The sequence below is a fragment of the Candidatus Baltobacteraceae bacterium genome (genome assembly GCA_036488875.1).
In the GTDB taxonomy this organism is placed as follows: domain Bacteria; phylum Vulcanimicrobiota; class Vulcanimicrobiia; order Vulcanimicrobiales; family Vulcanimicrobiaceae; genus JAFAHZ01.
In genome coordinates, this window is the sequence record DASXGW010000012.1 from 198,233 (window position 1) to 214,755 (window position 16,523).

Here is a 16,523-nt window from a genome sequence, read left to right on the forward strand (position 1 = left end):
AGAGGTGCCTTGGCGGGTCGTGCTATGATTTCTCCTTGTGATCTCCGCTCCACTCGACCGTCGTCGCAGGGCGCTCGCATCATCGACGATCGTTTCGCTGATCGTTCACGTTCTCGTTTTGAGCGTTCTGTTCGCTCTGCTTGCGCGCGCGATCGTGCCGCAGGGCACTCGGGAAAGCGTTTCGCAAATCACGGTCACATCTATTGAACGAGCCCAGCCGGCGACACCAACGGTTCGTAGTGCGAAACGCCGGCTCGTCGTCACGCCTCCCGCAACGTCGCCGGCGCAGCACGAGCTTTCGAAGACGCTGCCCCACGCCGCCGCGGAGCCTCCGCGGCACGCACCGTTAGAGTCACGGCTCGATCGCGACCGGGCGCAGTTCGCGCGCGAGGTCGCCATGCTCAACAAAAGCGACGATCCGCACGCCATACCAACGATCGACCCTGCATCGCAAGGATCGACGATGAAGACGTATCAGTTTCAAATTCCCGCGTCGATGCGTGGTGACGAACACGGAAACGGCCTCATCACGCCCACGACGAGTTGGCACGACCACGGACTAAACTGTTATTACGGACGCTACGAATACACGTACCCGGACGGTGCGGAAGAGTCGGGTACGATTGCTTGGCCGTTCTGTTACGAGCCCGGCGTAGATCCATTCAAAGAACCTCCGCATCCGATGCCGTTTCCGCCGCCGCCGGTAGGCTACGTGCTGCCGGCCGGTACCGATCTGCCGCCGATCGAGAAAGACTTTTACGAACACTGGGCGGCCGGCGGAGCCTAATACTCCGAAAGGCGCGTGAGGGCTATCCCCGAAGTCCGGCCCGATGAGGATGCTTCGATATCCGGCGCTATGTGCCGCGTTTCTGGCTGCGCTTTACGGAGCGGCCTCAGCCGCCGTTCCATCACCGTTCGCGAAGCTCGAGTTTCGCAGCATCGGACCGACGACCGGCCGCATCGACGCCGTTGCCGGCGTTCCGGGAAACTCGCAAACCTACTACGCCGGCGGCCTCGGCGGACTTTGGCTCACGACCGACGGCGGGGTTACGTGGCAACCCATCTTCGACAAGCAGCCGGTGAGCTCGATCGGCGCCATTGCGGTTGCTCCGTCGAATCCCAAAATCGTTTACGTCGGAACGGGCGAACCGAACATGCGCAACGACATCGCGTTTGGCGACGGCGTGTGGCGCTCAGATGACGGCGGAAAGACCTGGCGGCACCTCGGCCTCGACGGGACTTCGCAGATCGCTCAGATTGCCGTCGATCCCCACAATCCCGACGTCGCCTACGTCGCGGCGGTCGGCGATCCGTTTGCGCCGGGAACCAGCCGCGGTGTCTACGTGACGCGCGACGGTGGGAAACATTGGGTGCGTTCGCTCTATACCGGACCGACGACCGGCGCATCGACGGTGGCGATTTCTCCGGCAAATCCCTCATACGTCATCGCGGGAACGTGGACGGTGCAGCGCCGCCCGTGGATGCTTACCAGCGGGGGACCGGCCGATGGCATTTTCGTTTCGCACGATGCCGGCGCGCACTGGGCTCGCCTTTCCGGAAACGGCCTTCCCAATGGATTGATGGGGCGCATCGGCGTGCGTTTCGCGCCTAGCGATCCGCGGCGCGTCTATGCCGTGATTGAATCCAAGAGCGGGGTGTTTTGGAGCAGCAACGACGGCGGCGCGCACTGGCGCCTTGCGAGCGACAAGCACGTGCTCGATCAGCGGCCGTACTATTTCTCGCAGTTCACCATCGATCCGAAAGATCCAAAACACATCTTCTTCATGTCGATCTTTCCCAACGAGTCGTTCGACGGTGGGAAGTCCATCAAGAAGATGGACACCAACGGTTACGATCACCATCAGATGTGGATCGATCCCGCTCGGGGTAAACGCGCGATCATCGCTGCCGATGCCGGTGTTCGCCTTTCGCTCGATGGCGGCAAAACGTGGCGCGATCCGCAGCTGATCGTCTCACAGCCCTATCACATCTCCGTCGACGACGAGATGCCGTACACGATCTGTGGGGAGTTTCAAGATCCGGGAGCGGTTTGTGGACCGAGCATGAGTTTCAGCGGTGCGATCACGCCGGATCAGTGGTTCTCGCCCAACGGCGGTGAAAGCGGCTGGATCGTTTTCTCGCCGGCAAACCCAAACGTGATCTACAGCACTGGATATCAAGAGGCGGTGATTCGCTACGATCGCACCTCAATGGCGACGCGGCTCATCAGCCCGTGGCCGGACACCTATTCGGGAACCGGAGCCGATGCCTATAAGTATCGGGGAGCCTGGGTCGCGCCGGTCGCCGTCTCTTCGCTCGAACCCAACGCCTTATACTTCGGCGCGCAAATGTTGTTGCGCACCGATGACGGCGGCAGCACGTGGACGGCGATCAGCGCCGATCTCACACGCAACGACAAGAGCAAACAGGTCGCGTCCGGGCGGCCGATTACGGTGGATAATGCAGGCACCGAAGTCTACGACACGATCGCGTGCATCGCGGAATCGCCTACCGTGAAAGGCGAGATCTGGGTCGGAACCGATGACGGCCTCGCGTGGCTGACGCGTGACGGCGGAGCGCACTGGACGAACGTCACCGCGGCGCTTTCCGGCTTGCCGCAGTGGGCACGTATCGAGAACATCGATCCGTCGGCCGCTGCCGACGGCACCGCGTATCTCGCCGCCGAAAATCATAAGCTCGGCGATCGTGCACCCTATCTGTACGTTACGCACGACTTCGGCGCGCACTGGTCCTCGATCGTCTCGAACCTTCCGCGGGAGAGTTACGTGCGCATGATTCGCGAGGATCCCAAGCGCGCAGGATTGATCTATGCCGGAACCGAGACCGGCCTGTGGTACTCGCTCGATGCGGGCGTCCATTGGGACTCGCTGCAGAACAATCTCGCGCACGTTCCGGTCTACGACTTCGTCGTGCAGCCGCGTTTCGACGATCTGGTTGTAGCAACGCACGGACGCGGGGTCTGGATTCTCGACGATATCCGTGCTTTGCAAGAGTGGAAGCCGCAAATCGTCTCCGAACGCGCACACCTCTTCACACCCGGTAACGCGTATCGCTGGAACGGGACGCGGGGAACGTGGGCAACCGGCGAGGGCGCCGGCGATAATCCGCCAGGCTTAGGGGACGTGACGTTTTACCTTGGCGTGATGCCCGAAAAGAAGCATCCGGCGAAGGTTGAGATTCTCGACGGATCGACGGTCATTCGCAGCATCAACGTGGAGCATCCCGTCGTTGGGATGAACCGCGTCTGGTGGGATCTCATGTACGATACGGTTCCGCTCGTTGCGGACTATCACGCACAGCAAGGCGGTTTCACGGGGCCGCAGGCATTGCCGGGTGATTACACGGTGCGGCTCATTGCCAACGGCACGCAACAGGACGCGCCGCTCCACGTGTTGGCCGATCCACATACGCCTGCCACGGTCGCCGAGATGCGCGATGCGTTCGCGCTCGCGATGCAGCTGCGCGACGGCTTCACTCGCACCGGGAAAGAGATTGAGGCGTTACGCGCGCTTCAGAAAAAGCTCGCCCAGACCGCCAAGCTCGCACGCGCAAGCGACACACGGCACGCAATTGTCCAGATGCAGCAGACGGCGACGGCGGCGCTCGCCGGCCTTTACATTGCCGATGCGCAAAGCTCGGAAGACACCCTGCGCGAACCGAGCCGGCTCTACGAGCGAATCCCGAGTTTGGCAAGCAGCATGATCGGAAATGATTACGCACCCACTCAAGGGCAGCGCGAGTTAGCGGTGTCGCTTCAAACCGATCTCAAAGAGGCGATCGCCTCCGACGATTCGCTCTTTGGCGCAAGCCTGCAGTCGCTCAATGCGCTGCTCCAACGCGATCGCCTAACGCCGATCTCCCTGAAGCGGAACTAAAGCGAACTGGCGGCCGCCGTCAACGTTGCACGCAGCCACCACCGCTAGCTTGCCAGGTTCAAACTCCGGCGGGGCAGTATGCCTACTCCTCTGCTGTGCGGTGAGGTGGTGACCATGCGCATCGTTTTCGTAATTTTGAGTTGCGTCGCGCTTGCGTCTTGTTCCGGTGCGATTCGCTCGCTGCCGCCGTCTTCCGCGGCCGATCGCGCTTTGGGGCCGAGCCGGGCGTCGAGCACCTACAAGTCGATCTTTTCGTTCGATGGGGCCAACGGAGCTGTTCCGTACGCCGGACTCGTCGACGTGAACGGCACGCTTTACGGCACGGCGTCAATCGGCGGCCAAGGCCCGGGCGTCGTGTTTAAAATTACGCCGGCCGGAGCGCAAAGTGTGCTCTATAGTTTCAAAGGCGGGTCGAGCGGAAGTGCACCGTACGCGCCGCTGATCGTCGCAGGCGGCTCGCTGTACGGTACGACGATTACGGGCGGAGCCGCTAGCTGCGGCGTTGTCTTTAGAGTGACCTTGGCCGGCGCGGAAAAGAAGCTCCACAGCTTCAAAAACAACGCCGATGGCTGCTTACCGGAAGCACCGTTGCTCGACGTCAAGGGAACGCTCTACGGCACAACGAGGAACGGCGGGACGCATAGTGATGGTACCGTTTTCAGGATCACAACGTCAGGATCGGAAAAGGTGCTCTACGCTTTCAAAGGCAGCACGTACGACGACGCCGGATCCCCGACAGCCGGCCTGACCGACGTGAAAGGTGTGCTGTACGGCACAACCAATGGGGGCGGCCCAAAACAAGAGGGAACGGTTTTCAAGATCACGTTTTCCGGCAACGAAAAAGTCATTCACATCTTCAACGGCAGCAACGGCAACGGTCCACTTAGCAAACTCCTCGCAGTTAAGGGTATCCTTTACGGAACCACGTCCAGCGGCGGCGCGAAGAACCTTGGAACGGTGTTTACAGTGACGAAGTCCGGTGCGGTAAAGGTGCTTCATAGTTTTCGCGGCGGTGCCGACGGCGCAACCCCGCCATTCGGGGGACTCGTGGACCTCAAAGGAACGTTGTACGGCGTGACGAGCGTCGGTGGGAAGAACAATACCGGCACGATCTTTAGCATCACGCCCGCCGGTAAAGAAAGCGTGCTATACAGTTTCAGCGGCGGCGTCGATGGGGCCAACCCGAGCGGCAGTTTGGCGAGCGTAGGAAACGTGCTCTTCGGCACGACAACGGCCGGCGGATTGAACGGGAAAGGAACGGTTTACTCGATTCAACCCTGAGCATGACGCCGATTGATGCCTTCGAGGCACTCATGGCGAGCTTTGAACTTGCTGTTCGGCATTTTTCAGTTCGGGGGACGGGCTCATCGGCGGACAGGACGGCGTAGCGGAAACGGAGTTGGTGTTGAGCACGCCGGCGGCAGCTTTAGCTACGCAATTCGGATCGGGGACTTGATTGAGGTCGCCTTGCGCGTTCGCATTCCCGGCCGGCGCAGCTGCGTCCGCCGGCGAACCGGTCGGCGCGGGAAGCGCGGAGGGCGCAGCGACAGGCGCAACGGCTGCCGTACCACTGCCCGCGTCGCTGCCGCCGCCGCCCAACGGCATTTGCATCGAACCGCCGATCTGAGCGTGCGGCGCCGCGGCACACAGCGGGATCCTGAACGTGAAGACCACTGCGAGAGCGGCAGATTCCACGAGCACGATGATGACCAGAATCCAGGTGCCAACGTGACGCGATCGTCGTGGTGTCGCATTTTGCATGTAAGAACGATAACGCGGCGCCGTGCGCGGTGCGTGCGCTTCGGGGTCCGCACGCCCGCGGCACGTCCGTGAGATACGGTTACGTCCGACGCTTCCGAAAGGACTAATCGTAATGAGAATATCGTTGTGGGCTGCACTGGCTCGATGGGCAGGCGCAACCGTGTTAACGCCGCACAAAACCCGGCTCGTGCTCGCGTTGGCGCTCTTGACGGGCTGTTCGCACGCGCCCACTCCCACGGCCGCGCAAGGGGCCGGGCCAGGTGCGGCACCCACACCGATGATGCCGACGCAGACGACGTTTGACGTTCAGTGGAAGCCGCAGACGGTCGTGCTGGACAAAGATCTCGTGGCGCGCACGTATCGAGGCGCGAGCAGCCGCGACGGCACGTTGACGTTCGATCCGTCGGCAACGCCGATCGCATCGCTTGCTGCCGGGACCGTCGTCGTCATTCCCGGCGTCGCGCTGCTGCGAGTCAGCGGTGTAACCAACGATGGCGGTCTGCTTCACGTCGCGGGGAAGCCGGCCGCGCTCGACGAGGCGATTTCAAACGGTCATATCGCCGCTACGTTGCCCGTAGACTTTTCGCGGATCGCGTTGGAACCGCTACCCGGCATGCACCGCGTCGACGTTGCCGACGATCTGGAGTCTCGTATCGAGCGGCAGCTTGCGGCCCCGGCTGATGCCGAGGACATAGATACCGGCGTGCATGTCGAGAGCGTGGGCCGCGGTTTCCATGCCAAGGGCGAAGTCCATGAATGGGAAATCGACCTGACCGTCAAGCCCGACAACAACAATCTGGACATGGATTTCGATGCAAAGAAAACCTTTGGCGGCGGCGGCGCGGTCATCGATCTCAGCGGAACGGGGAGGATCGAGAACCTCACCAACTCGCTCGACGTTCAGCTCAACAACGGAAGCACGACTCGAGTGACGTTCAACAACGACAACCTACGCGGCTCGGTCGACATGAAATGGGCGGTACAGTTCGACAAGGACAACGGCCCCGCGAGTCTTGCGGCGCTAAACGTGCAGCATGTCGAGAACTTGCCGTTTGGCTTCGAGCTACCGTTTTTCGTCGGCCCGATACCGTTTAAGATCGCCGTCAAGACGGGATTTGCGTTTGCGCCGGTCTTCACGAGTAAGACGACGGTCGCGCAAGGAGAGTACCATGTAACGTTCGGCGGCGGTGCGACCGCAACGGCTTCAGCGGATGGGTCACCGAGCGACGCTGGGTCGGAATCGCTAAATGGTGACGCTACGATCGACTCGTACGGTGGGACGCTTTCCCTCGCTCCGCTGGGACTATCTGCCTCGCTCATGATGCCGAGTGTGGGTCTCGAGGTCGGCATCCCGGAAGAACTCTCCGAATATTTGGGTGGTGAAGAAAACGGTGGCGGCCCGTACGTCGGAGTGATCTACGAGGCGTCGTTTGTTGCAACCGGCCCCGTTTCAATCGTGCCCTGCGAACGTCGGGAGCTTGCCGTCATCGGCGTCGTCGGTTATAAGGTGGGGCTCTTCGGCGTCAACCTCGCCGCCAAGCGCAGCCAGACGATCCTTAAGGACGTCAAGATGGTGATTCCCAGAGGCATAGCGATGTGCCAAAATTGACCACCCGCGGTTGGGCGCCCCTGGCGCGATCGTAAAAACGCGCGCGGAATGGCACCGAGTTGCCAATGCGGAACCATTAGAACCGATGCAACAACGATCGCCCCAGAGTCTAAGTTGGTCCGCCGTCCTCGCAGAGCTGCGAAGCAGCGTCGGTGAATCCGTGTATATCCGTGATGGCAAGGTTACCGAACCGGCCGGCTCGGTTCGTAACCGCTCAGCGGCAAAGGGCACCGAACTCTGTTTGTTCCCGGGCGAGCACGCGTCGACGCGGCTTGATCTCATCGCGCAACTCGAGGCGCTGGCGAAACGCACCGGCCGGCGCTTCGCGACCTCGGCTCGAGTGCGCGTTGGTATCTCACATCTGCTGATCGAGAACGTGGCCGATGAGGACATCGACGGAGCCACGGTAACCGTGATTAGAGCGCGCCGCCCGAAGCTCGGCTATAACCAAAGCCTGCAAAGCGGTGATTCCACGACGCTACGCTCGAAACGCATCAAGAACGGCTGACTAAATCACGGGCGGACGGTTATCGGACGCATCATGTCGTTGTCTTCGTGGTCGATCAGGTGGCAGTGCCAGACGTATCCGGGGCCGGCCGTTGGATCGAACGGGAAGAGATTCCGGCCGGTGTAATCTATCGCGACACCGTTTTTGATGGCTGGGACGTCCTGCGGCGTTATTCGCACGACGATGCGCGTAACGTGGCCGCACGCGGCGATGACCGTATCCTTCCAGCCGCTTTCTTCGGGACGAGCGGGTCCGGTCGTGCCGTCGTAGATGCCATCGTCCAAACAATACTTCTGCACCTTATCGATGAAAAACGGCGTCACGTCGGGATTGCCGCCGACCGCACCGGCAGCATTGGGAGCGTCGTACGCGTTGGGCGGTCCTTTACCGGGTTCGCACATGTCGTGCGGAAACGCCGCATAGTACTTCGCACCGTAGGCTTGCATGTCGAACGGAATGCGTCCGATCACTTGGAACTGCACCAGGTGAATGTGGATCGGGTGATCGTCGTTGCTGAAGTCGATCAGATCCCACACTTCGGTCGAACCGACGCGCGGCGTCTCGGTCGCCTTCCCGTGGAACCCTTCGTTATTGAGCATCATCCCGTCAATCCGGTCGGTTTCGCCGCGTCCGGGCCAGTGACAGCCGCCGGATTCGAAGATCGGATTGAGCGTGAGCTGGCGGTAGACTTGCACGGCATTGCCGTCGGCGATCGGTTTTCGCAGCGGCAAACCCCCGGGCGTTCCCGGAAGGCGCACGATCCTATCCAACTTTGGAGCGACCGTGCTGCCGCTGCCGCGTAGTGCTCCGCCCTTGGACGGATCGTAGCTGCTATCGGACGAAGGGGAATCGGCGACGAGGATGCGCATGACGCGTCCTTGCAGCGACGGCGTAAACTTCGCAAACGCGCTGGGATACGGTGTCTCCGCATTGTTTCGAACCATCACCATTTTTCCGCGGACTTTGGCAAAATCCACGATAACGTCGTAACGCTCTCCGGGTGAAAAGAGCAGATGCGTCACGCGCACCGGAGCGTCGAGAAGGCCGCCGTCGTTAGCGATGACGTAAAAGGGAACGTTCGTCTCGCCCTTGAGGCAGGCGGTATGCCCGTCGTCGGCGCCCGTGCCGGCGTTGACGCAAAACTGTAAGTTGAAGAATCGCACCGACGCTCCCTCGAGCAATCGAAAGCGATAGCGTTTCGCGGCGACACGGAACTTGGGCCAGCTCTTGCCGTTGACGGTAATGACGTCGCCGAAAAACTCGGGCATCCAGTACGGATGGACGTTGGGCTCTTGGATCGGGCCGTCGAGGCCGGACGGATAACCGTCGGGGAACAAGAGCTGTCCGTTGGTATCGAACTGTCGGTCTTGCAGCGCGAGTTCGACTTCCTGGCGCCCGGCAGGCAGTTTGCCCGCTCCCGGGATTCCGTCGTCGCCGTTACCGCGAATCAAATAGAAGGCAGCCAATCCGGAGAACACGTTGGTTCGCGTCAATCCGATGGTATGGTCGTGGAACCAAAGCGTGGCCGGCTCTTGCTCGTTTGGATAATAGTAATGGCTCGCAACGAAGGCGGATCCGCGAAAACCTCTGTGGTTACCATCGTTGCGCGTGCCCTCGGCACCCGGGGTGAACCACTGGTTCGGGCCGCCGTCGAACGACGAGGGATCCTCGGCACCGTGAAGGTGGGTGACCTGCGGAAGCGGGCCGAGGTACGGCTGTGCGTTTCCCATGCCGTTCATCTGCATCGGGGCGTTCATCGGATTGGCCCAATGGATGCTCTGGTCGATGGTGACGGTTCTCTCGAGGCTGGGACCCTTGGCGTTGCGGAACTGCCCGGGCAGGTTCGGATCGGCAAAAAGGTTGTTGTGATAGTCCACAATCGCGCGATGGTCGCGCGTCACTACCACCGTGTAGCCGGGATAGAGTCCCTTGCGAGGGAGAGGCGGATAATGCTTCGAGCCCTGATCGATCCCATAGCCGAAGACCATCGTCCCGGCCGAGTACGGCGCCGGCAACTTCGCATAAATCGATGATGGTAGTACTTTTTGCTGAAACTCTTCGGACCGCACCGTGTACGGAATGTCACCGTTCACGCGGCCGGTCGCCGAAAAGTCCGGAAGATCGTCAACGAACTGCGGTATGGGCGACGCATCCAGCGGCGTCTGCGCGACGAGTTTGCTCGCGCGCACCGACGAACGTCCGATCGCAAAGACCAAAATGCCGACGATGAAGATGAAAAAAACGCGCCTGCTAGGACGTAGCATATGCGACTTCCTTTGTAGGCGAGGTTTCGCCCTCAGAGGAGCGCCGTCTTGCGAGTGATAAGCAAGTTTGTGTGAAGCATCAACCTGCTCTCGCTTTTGCATTTGCCGCGGCGCTTGCCTACTCTATTGCTTCTGCCGCGAGCGCGGCACCTTCCACCTTCTCGCGCATGTTCGACGGCCAGTGCTTTGTAAATAAGCTATTCATACTCACTCCGCCGTACGCGACGCCCCCCGTGCCCGTAGCGGCGATAGCGCAACCCTGTGCCAACTCCATCGCTTTCGACCCGAGTGGCGTAATGGCCGTGACATCGGGCGGCGTATTCGGGAAGCTCTCGATTCGGCTGTACCATCCGCCGTATTCGGCGGCGTCGGTTCCCGCCGTGACGTTTACGCCCCGCCGACTCGTGCATCCCCGCGCGGCCGCGTGGGACGCTGACGGCAACCTCTGGGTGACCGACGACGAAAGCAATAGTATTTTCGAGTTTCGTCCGCCGTTTAGCAGCACGACGGAGGCGATTGCGACGTTGAAGGTCGCGACGCAGCCCGTCGATGTATTCGTGGATCGCGCGACGAAACTGATGTTCGTTACCGACGTGGGGGGCAATCATGCGTGCGAAAAGACGGCCTGTCACGTCTTCGTCCTTAAACCTCCCTATCTCGGAAGGCCGGTCGTCACGTGGACGTTCCCACACGCGCAACCCTACGTTGCGACGGTCGATTCGACTAATCGGCTTTTCGTGGAAATGGATCGCAGCGAAACGGCCGCAGATATCGACGTGTACGAGCCCCCATTTGCGGACGACGAAAAACCGGCGTTGGTTTTGCATCTCCGCGGCCCGGTGCGCGCGTTGGCATTCGATCCGCAGGGCAATCTCTTCGGGCAGCTACTCAAAACGGGAGGTCTCATCGAGTTTGCGGCGCCCATCGCCGGCAACCGCGCGGCGCCGACCGCATCGTTCGGATGTCCCAAAGGTGTCACGTGTAAATCCAAGAGCTGGGCGGGCTTAGCTTTCGGTCCGTGATCCCATCGCCGCGCGCTCCTATTTAGGCCTTAGCCAAAGAAAGGCTTTTTGCAAGAACGTCTTCGCGTAACTGTCGATGCAGTCGCCGTGAGCGACGATGACTTTGTCGAAATCCCACGATAGTATCTTGTCTAACGAGCGCCGCGCGAGTGACTTTGCAGTAAACGATAACCTGATGTCCCGTGGCACGCCGCCTTCGAGCACGCCGCCCAGGTTCATGAGCGCGTTTACCAAAGGGCGATTTTCTTGTGCAGAATAGTTTTGTATGAAATCCGCGAAGATTAGCGTACGCGATTTCTTGTGCAGGAACTCAACTTCATCCAGAAAGACGTTGCCCCGGAAGACGACCTGGTCGAGATCTTGCGCCCACTGCGCCGGCGATTCATCGCTTAGTTCGTTAGCAACCGGCATAGATCGGTGACGGCGTCGCATCGTCGGGGCCACCCAAACCGTCGCCGCCGGAAACGCAGCCCTCCAACTTGCGAGCCTCCACACGTGCAGCGGCGTTGGAGCAATCAGATGGCTTATCGGCGCGATCCGTCTAATCTCGTCCATCTCAGATCGCGTCGCTGCGATGGGGGAATTTATCCAAAGAGTGCCGTCGTTTAGTAAGACCACAATCATGCGCGTCGGAAGTCCAGATATTCGGTCCGAACTCCTCGATCGTCACGCCGAGAGTGCGCTCCGATAAGCAATCAAGAGGTCTCGTCGCGTCACTATTCCTACCAAACGATCCTCACCAGCGATGACGGGTAGCAACGGCGCGCGAGGATCCGCCATGAGTGTCGCAGCACGCTCGAGCGAGTCACTGGGAGAAAGGATGCCGCCGGCGGGCAGCACGATCGTCGCAACCAGCCGATCTCCATTGCCGGCGGCTAGCGCACGAGAGAGGTCTGCCAGATTCAGCACCCCCACGAAGCGGTCCCCATCGCACACCGGCACCGCCAATTCCGTATCCCCCTTCTCTTCGAGCGCGATGGATCGAATCGTTTGATTCGATTGAGCGATAAGCGGCGGCGTTCTCCCGACCTGTGATACGGAAATGCGTGCAAACACACGTGGCTTGCGGATGCGCTGCCAGTCGATGCCGCGTCGAAGCAGCTTACGTTCGTATATCGTCGATCCGAGCAGCCTTCGTCCGAGCAGCGCTGCAATGACGACAGCAACCATGAGCGGAAGAATAATCGTATAATCGTCGGACATTTCGAAGACGATCATAATCGCGGTAATCGGTGCCTCGGAAGCCGCGGCGAAGACTGCAGCCATTCCAACCAATCCGTACGCAGCCGCCGGACCCGTCCAGGCGGGAAACGCATGATGCGCCAGCGCTCCAAAGCCATCGCCTAAGAACGCGCCGGTAAACAGCGAGGGCGCGAACACGCCGCCGGAACCGCCGGCGCCGAGGGTCAGGGACGTGGCCACCGGTTTGAGCACGGCCAAGATGAATGCATGCGCGGCCGGAACGTGCGAGTAGAAGACCTGTTGAATCGGTCCATAGCCGACTCCGAAGATCTGCGGAAACCAGATGCCGATGACGCCGACCGCTCCGAAACCGATCGCTCCCTTAAGCCACTGGGGCAGCGCGAAACGCTCGAAACCATCTTCGAGTGCGTAGAGAAGATTCACAAATCCCATTGCCCATACGGCTGCGATGGCGCCGAGAACCGCGTACAGTACTAGCTCAACTGGAGAGACGAGCGCGAACCCGGCTGCCGAAAATGAGGGATGATTCCCCAGGAAAGAGCGCCCGATTACGGCCGCGATCACCGACGAAACGACGATGGCAGCAAAAGAGCGCGGCGCAAACTCGCCGAGAATCACCTCGGAAGCAAAGAACACGCCGCCGATGGGTGCGTTGAACGTTGCCGAGATGCCGGCCGCCGCACCGCAGGCAACCAGCGTGCGTACGATGGGAGCCGGGGCCCGCGATGCCTGTCCAAGCACCGAGCCAATTGCCGATCCTATTTGCACGATGGGCCCTTCGCGACCGCAGCTGCCGCCGAAGCCGATCGAGGTCGCCGACGCCAACGCTTTGACGGCGATAACGCGTGGCCGCATCATGCCGCCGCGCAACGCAACGGCTTCCATGACCTCCGGTACGCCGTGCCCTTTTGCTTCCGGCGCGAAGCGCGTCGCAACGAATGCAGCAATCGCACCGCCGAGAGCGAGTTGCAACACGACGCCAACGGATCCGACGTGGCGCGCAAAAAAAGCACCCACGACATCGAATGCAAGCCAGTTCTCTCCCGCTATCAGCGCTCGAAAGCCTACGGCGCCGAACCCGCCGCCAAGCCCCACCACGATTGCGGCGAGCACCATAAACGTGCTCTGCGAGATCGACGCGCTTCCGATTTTGACGATATAGCGCCCATCACCGGGTACGAAGCTGACCATACTTTCCGGCTTAGAGGAAACGCGAGTCGTAAGCGAGCGTGCTCAAGAGATCGGCAACCGCCTCACGCTCCTCGTCCGAGCGCACCAGCTCCGTGAAGCACTGCTCGAGGTGGTGCTGCACGATAAGGTGGCTAATGCCCTCGAGCGCCGCGCGAACGGCGAAAAGCTGCCGCAGCAGATCGATGCAGTGTGCGTCGGCGTCGATCATTCCGAGGATTCCCTCGACATGCCCACGGGCCGTCTTGAGCCGGAGTACCACCTTGGCCCGAGACTCATCGGAAAGCGGAACCGCGGCAACCCTCTTAGTCCTTTTCATTGGGAATACCCCATACCCCCTGGGTAGGGGGTATTCCTTGCTAGGGCGCCCAACAGGGGCTTTCATCATGGTTAAAGGCATCGCTTGGGCCTGCGCCCTTTTAACGTCGCTCGCGGTCGCCGTCGCGGCGGATCTCATTCAAGGAACGTTTGCGCTGCAGGGTGGTTCCGTCAGCACGGTGGGCTATCTGAAAGCCGTGGAGATCCATCGTGACCCGTTGGCCCTTCACCTCGATACCTGGCTGACGCCGCGAGGATCAGACACCCCAATCAGATCCTATGGGATCGATATGACAAAGCGCTTGCATATGATCATCGTTACCGACGATTTCCGAACGTTTTTGCACGTTCATCCGACGCTGCAATCCGACGGACACTTCCTACTCGATCAGACACTCCCTCGGGTTGCGCTCTATCACATATACTCCGATACCCAACCGACCAGCCGCACAAAGCAGGTGTTTCGCTTCGACCTTGGCGCCGGCACTTCAGTTCCTGCGGCGGCTCGCGACCTCAGCGAACGCGCACTCGCAGTAAAGGCCGGTCCGTATTGGGTGCGACTGTCCTCAAATACATTAGTGGCCGGAAGTGAAGCGCACATCGTAATTCACATCCTCAAGAATGGCGAACCCGCCACCGACCTGCACCCGTATCTCGGCGCGGCGGCGCACGCGGTATTTCTCAACGCGCGCGATCTGAGCTACGTTCACGCTCATCCTATGCCGATCCGCACGACCGCCGGCATGCACGGGCACTTGACGGAAACAGACATGATGCAGATGCCGCCGACCGCAGTATCCCCGCCTAACATGATGCTGCACGTCGCCTTAAGCGAACCCGGAATATATAAGCTCTGGCTGCAATTTCATGGTGGAACGCAGCTCTACGTCGCCGAGTTCGTGATTACGGCCTCGTGACGTCCCGTAGGCGCTAGACACCCGGAGCGAAAGACGCGGACTTTCGACGGGAGCACGGGTGCGGGGAACGACTGAGGGCAAACGAACGTACTCTACGATATGCAACTTATGCGTTTTGCCTTCTCCGCTTTGGCGACGGCCACGCTAGCCTCGTGCGGCCCTGCCTCCCTCGCGCCCCGCGGCGCGACGCAGCCGGGATTCTCTGCCGCCTCCGATTTTGCCGGTCGCTCGGCGCGTGCGCGCGATTGCGGACTCGCGGAGCAGCCCCTACCGGGGAAGTACGCGATCCTGCGCGTCGATGGCCAACTCGCCTTCAAGAAATTCGTCGGATCCGGCGTCTGGGAGTACGGCACGGTAACGCCGTCCGCCGAACCGGCGCCGACCTCCGAACCAAGCCCGCCGCCAACCGCGGTGTACGTGTACGTCGGGCGTTATCATCTTACGAAGTTCCACCAGGACGGCTGCGCGTATCTCATCACGACGCAAAGCGGTAAGGCGATCGACGGCGCCAATAACGGCATGTTCGATGGCGCTCCCCGCTTCGCGCACGAGTCCTTCACGATCGCGGCGACGAGCGGGGGCAGGCTTCGCGTCGACCTTGAGATGACCGAGAAGGGCGGCACGGGCACGCTCGCCCTCTCGGACGGGAGCACCGGTACCGTGAGATTCGACCGGCGTGAGGTTGAATCGGATGGCATCACGGAGGCGATGCATCCCGACTTCTCGTTCTCGTGCGATCCCACGGCGTATCAATATAAGACGCTGCAGACGGCGAAGCCGGGAACGTCGCGCGGATTCGGGTTCACGCCGAAAAACCCCGGCGCGGACTACCGGCTGCGGTTCAGTTTTTGCACGACCGAGAATTCGTATCTGACGGCGAACGAAGTGACAAGCACGCAGAGCTATGCATTCTCGCACGGCGCACTCGACTATCGGTTGACCGGCACCTTCAGCACGGGTGTCGATTGGGCTCACCGACCAGACGTCGTCGTATGGGAAGAAGCCTACCGCTTCGACGGCACGCGCGACAACCTGAGCGACATTCTCCTAGCGCTAGTTCGCGTGCGTTAAAGACCGCGGAACGATCCAGCTGCAGTTGCGTCATGCGGCCGAATCGTGTACGAGAGAGTTAAGAGGCCGCAAGGTGCTACACCCTGCGGCCTTGATGCGCTTGTGCCGTTTAGTGTACTGCCGCTACCTAGCGTAATCTACATCACGAACGCGTCGCTCAACGCGACGTGCCGCCGCGTCCGAATCGTGCCTATTGAACTCGACCGATCTCGTTGATCGCTCGCTTGCTTGACAAAGCAATAGAGTCCGCGCATGTTTCTCTTCTGCGCGCTATCTGAAATGGAGTCGATAATGGACGAAGTACAAGTTGAGCAGTCGAGTTATCGGATGCCACCCCAAGACGGGTTTACGATTACGCACTTTCTTACCGTTGCCGACCTCGAACGCTCTATGAATTTCTACGCAACCGTCTTCGGTGGCGAGATCGTGAGCCGCGGCGATGGAAACGCTCCGCCGTACATCAGAATCGCCAACACCTGGCTCATCATAAACGTTGGAGGCGGACCGACTCCGGACAAACCGACCGTTACGCTCCGAACGCCCGATCCCAATCTGATAAGTAGTTTCATGAATATCCGCGTCGCCGATATTCAGGCGTGCTACACACTTTGGAAAAGCCGCGGAGCGACGTTCCTAACCGAACCGATTGCGAAGTATGGTGAGATTCGCTGTTACATCCGTGATCCTGACGGTTATATCATCGAGGTCGGGCAAAGCACCGATCTTCCCTACGGTTAACGCTCGGCCGGGATCACTCTAAAAAGAA

Annotated in this window: 14 protein-coding genes; 9 read left to right on the forward strand and 5 right to left on the reverse strand. The window is 60.6% G+C overall.

Features of this window, described 5'->3' with window-relative positions:
* The first annotated feature begins 37 nt into the window (after positions 1-37).
* The 3 genes from VGG89_13920 to VGG89_13930 all read left to right on the forward strand — a co-directional run bounded on the left by VGG89_13920 (position 38) and on the right by VGG89_13930 (position 5,177).
* On the forward strand, positions 38-787 hold the full coding sequence (locus tag VGG89_13920; protein HEY1977645.1) for a hypothetical protein: 750 nt from the start codon (positions 38-40) through the stop codon (positions 785-787).
* 43 nt (positions 788-830) lie between these two features.
* A complete protein-coding gene (locus VGG89_13925) occupies positions 831-3,896 on the forward strand; it encodes a hypothetical protein (protein HEY1977646.1) in 3,066 nt (1,021 codons plus the stop codon).
* Between the two features lie 78 nt (positions 3,897-3,974).
* A complete protein-coding gene (locus VGG89_13930; protein HEY1977647.1) occupies positions 3,975-5,177 on the forward strand; it encodes a choice-of-anchor tandem repeat GloVer-containing protein in 1,203 nt (400 codons plus the stop codon).
* 30 nt (positions 5,178-5,207) lie between these two features.
* On the opposite strand, the gene VGG89_13935 is transcribed toward VGG89_13930, so the two are convergent.
* Positions 5,208-5,597 (reverse strand): hypothetical protein, encoded by a 390-nt coding sequence (locus VGG89_13935; GenBank protein ID HEY1977648.1) that lies wholly within the window; start codon positions 5,595-5,597, stop codon positions 5,208-5,210.
* 172 nt (positions 5,598-5,769) lie between these two features.
* Here VGG89_13935 and VGG89_13940 point away from each other — a divergent pair, with 172 nt between their 5' ends.
* Positions 5,770-7,266: a hypothetical protein gene (locus VGG89_13940; GenBank protein HEY1977649.1), complete on the forward strand. Its 1,497-nt coding sequence runs from the start codon at positions 5,770-5,772 to the stop codon at positions 7,264-7,266.
* 160 nt (positions 7,267-7,426) lie between these two features.
* Entirely contained in the window at positions 7,427-7,774 is a 348-nt protein-coding gene (locus VGG89_13945) for a hypothetical protein (GenBank protein HEY1977650.1), read from the forward strand.
* A 5-nt stretch (positions 7,775-7,779) separates the two neighbouring features.
* Here VGG89_13945 and VGG89_13950 read toward each other — a convergent pair whose 3' ends face one another.
* Entirely contained in the window at positions 7,780-10,038 is a 2,259-nt protein-coding gene (locus tag VGG89_13950) for a multicopper oxidase domain-containing protein (protein ID HEY1977651.1), read from the reverse strand.
* Positions 10,039-10,334: 296 nt separating this feature from the next.
* On the opposite strand from VGG89_13950, the gene VGG89_13955 reads away from it, so the two are divergent.
* On the forward strand, positions 10,335-11,060 hold the full coding sequence (locus VGG89_13955) for a hypothetical protein (protein HEY1977652.1): 726 nt from the start codon (positions 10,335-10,337) through the stop codon (positions 11,058-11,060).
* Between the two features lie 18 nt (positions 11,061-11,078).
* On the opposite strand, the gene VGG89_13960 is transcribed toward VGG89_13955, so the two are convergent.
* From VGG89_13960 to VGG89_13970, 3 genes are read right to left on the reverse strand one after another with little or no spacing between them, the layout of a single operon-like run.
* Positions 11,079-11,684, reverse strand: coding sequence for a DUF4336 domain-containing protein (locus VGG89_13960; GenBank protein ID HEY1977653.1), 606 nt, complete (start codon positions 11,682-11,684; stop codon positions 11,079-11,081).
* Between the two features lie 42 nt (positions 11,685-11,726).
* Complete coding sequence (locus VGG89_13965) at positions 11,727-13,454, reverse strand: chloride channel protein (protein ID HEY1977654.1); 1,728 nt, start codon at positions 13,452-13,454, stop codon at positions 11,727-11,729.
* Between the two features lie 10 nt (positions 13,455-13,464).
* On the reverse strand, positions 13,465-13,908 hold the full coding sequence (locus VGG89_13970) for a metal-sensing transcriptional repressor (GenBank protein HEY1977655.1): 444 nt from the start codon (positions 13,906-13,908) through the stop codon (positions 13,465-13,467).
* On the opposite strand from VGG89_13970, the gene VGG89_13975 reads away from it, so the two are divergent.
* The 3 genes from VGG89_13975 (at position 13,838) to VGG89_13985 (ending at position 16,495) form a co-directional block, all read left to right on the forward strand.
* On the forward strand, positions 13,838-14,686 hold the full coding sequence (locus VGG89_13975) for a hypothetical protein (GenBank protein HEY1977656.1): 849 nt from the start codon (positions 13,838-13,840) through the stop codon (positions 14,684-14,686). The genes VGG89_13970 and VGG89_13975 overlap by 71 nt on opposite strands.
* A gap of 108 nt (positions 14,687-14,794) precedes the next feature.
* Entirely contained in the window at positions 14,795-15,757 is a 963-nt protein-coding gene (locus VGG89_13980; protein HEY1977657.1) for a hypothetical protein, read from the forward strand.
* 291 nt (positions 15,758-16,048) lie between these two features.
* Entirely contained in the window at positions 16,049-16,495 is a 447-nt protein-coding gene (locus VGG89_13985) for a VOC family protein (GenBank protein HEY1977658.1), read from the forward strand.
* Positions 16,496-16,523 lie beyond the last annotated feature (28 nt).

Coding starts and splice junctions, on each gene's coding strand:
- VGG89_13925 (HEY1977646.1), top strand. CDS start 831: ATGAGGATGCTTCGATATCCGGCGCTATGTGCCGCGTTTCTGGCTGCG.
- VGG89_13980 (HEY1977657.1), top strand. CDS start 14,795: ATGCGTTTTGCCTTCTCCGCTTTGGCGACGGCCACGCTAGCCTCGTGC.
- VGG89_13950 (HEY1977651.1), bottom strand. CDS start 10,038: ATGCTACGTCCTAGCAGGCGCGTTTTTTTCATCTTCATCGTCGGCATT.
- VGG89_13930 (HEY1977647.1), top strand. CDS start 3,975: ATGCCTACTCCTCTGCTGTGCGGTGAGGTGGTGACCATGCGCATCGTT.
- VGG89_13985 (HEY1977658.1), top strand. CDS start 16,049: ATGGACGAAGTACAAGTTGAGCAGTCGAGTTATCGGATGCCACCCCAA.
- VGG89_13940 (HEY1977649.1), top strand. CDS start 5,770: ATGAGAATATCGTTGTGGGCTGCACTGGCTCGATGGGCAGGCGCAACC.
- VGG89_13965 (HEY1977654.1), bottom strand. CDS start 13,454: ATGGTCAGCTTCGTACCCGGTGATGGGCGCTATATCGTCAAAATCGGA.
- VGG89_13960 (HEY1977653.1), bottom strand. CDS start 11,684: ATGATTGTGGTCTTACTAAACGACGGCACTCTTTGGATAAATTCCCCC.
- VGG89_13975 (HEY1977656.1), top strand. CDS start 13,838: ATGGTTAAAGGCATCGCTTGGGCCTGCGCCCTTTTAACGTCGCTCGCG.
- VGG89_13970 (HEY1977655.1), bottom strand. CDS start 13,908: ATGAGATCCGCCGCGACGGCGACCGCGAGCGACGTTAAAAGGGCGCAG.
- VGG89_13955 (HEY1977652.1), top strand. CDS start 10,335: ATGGCCGTGACATCGGGCGGCGTATTCGGGAAGCTCTCGATTCGGCTG.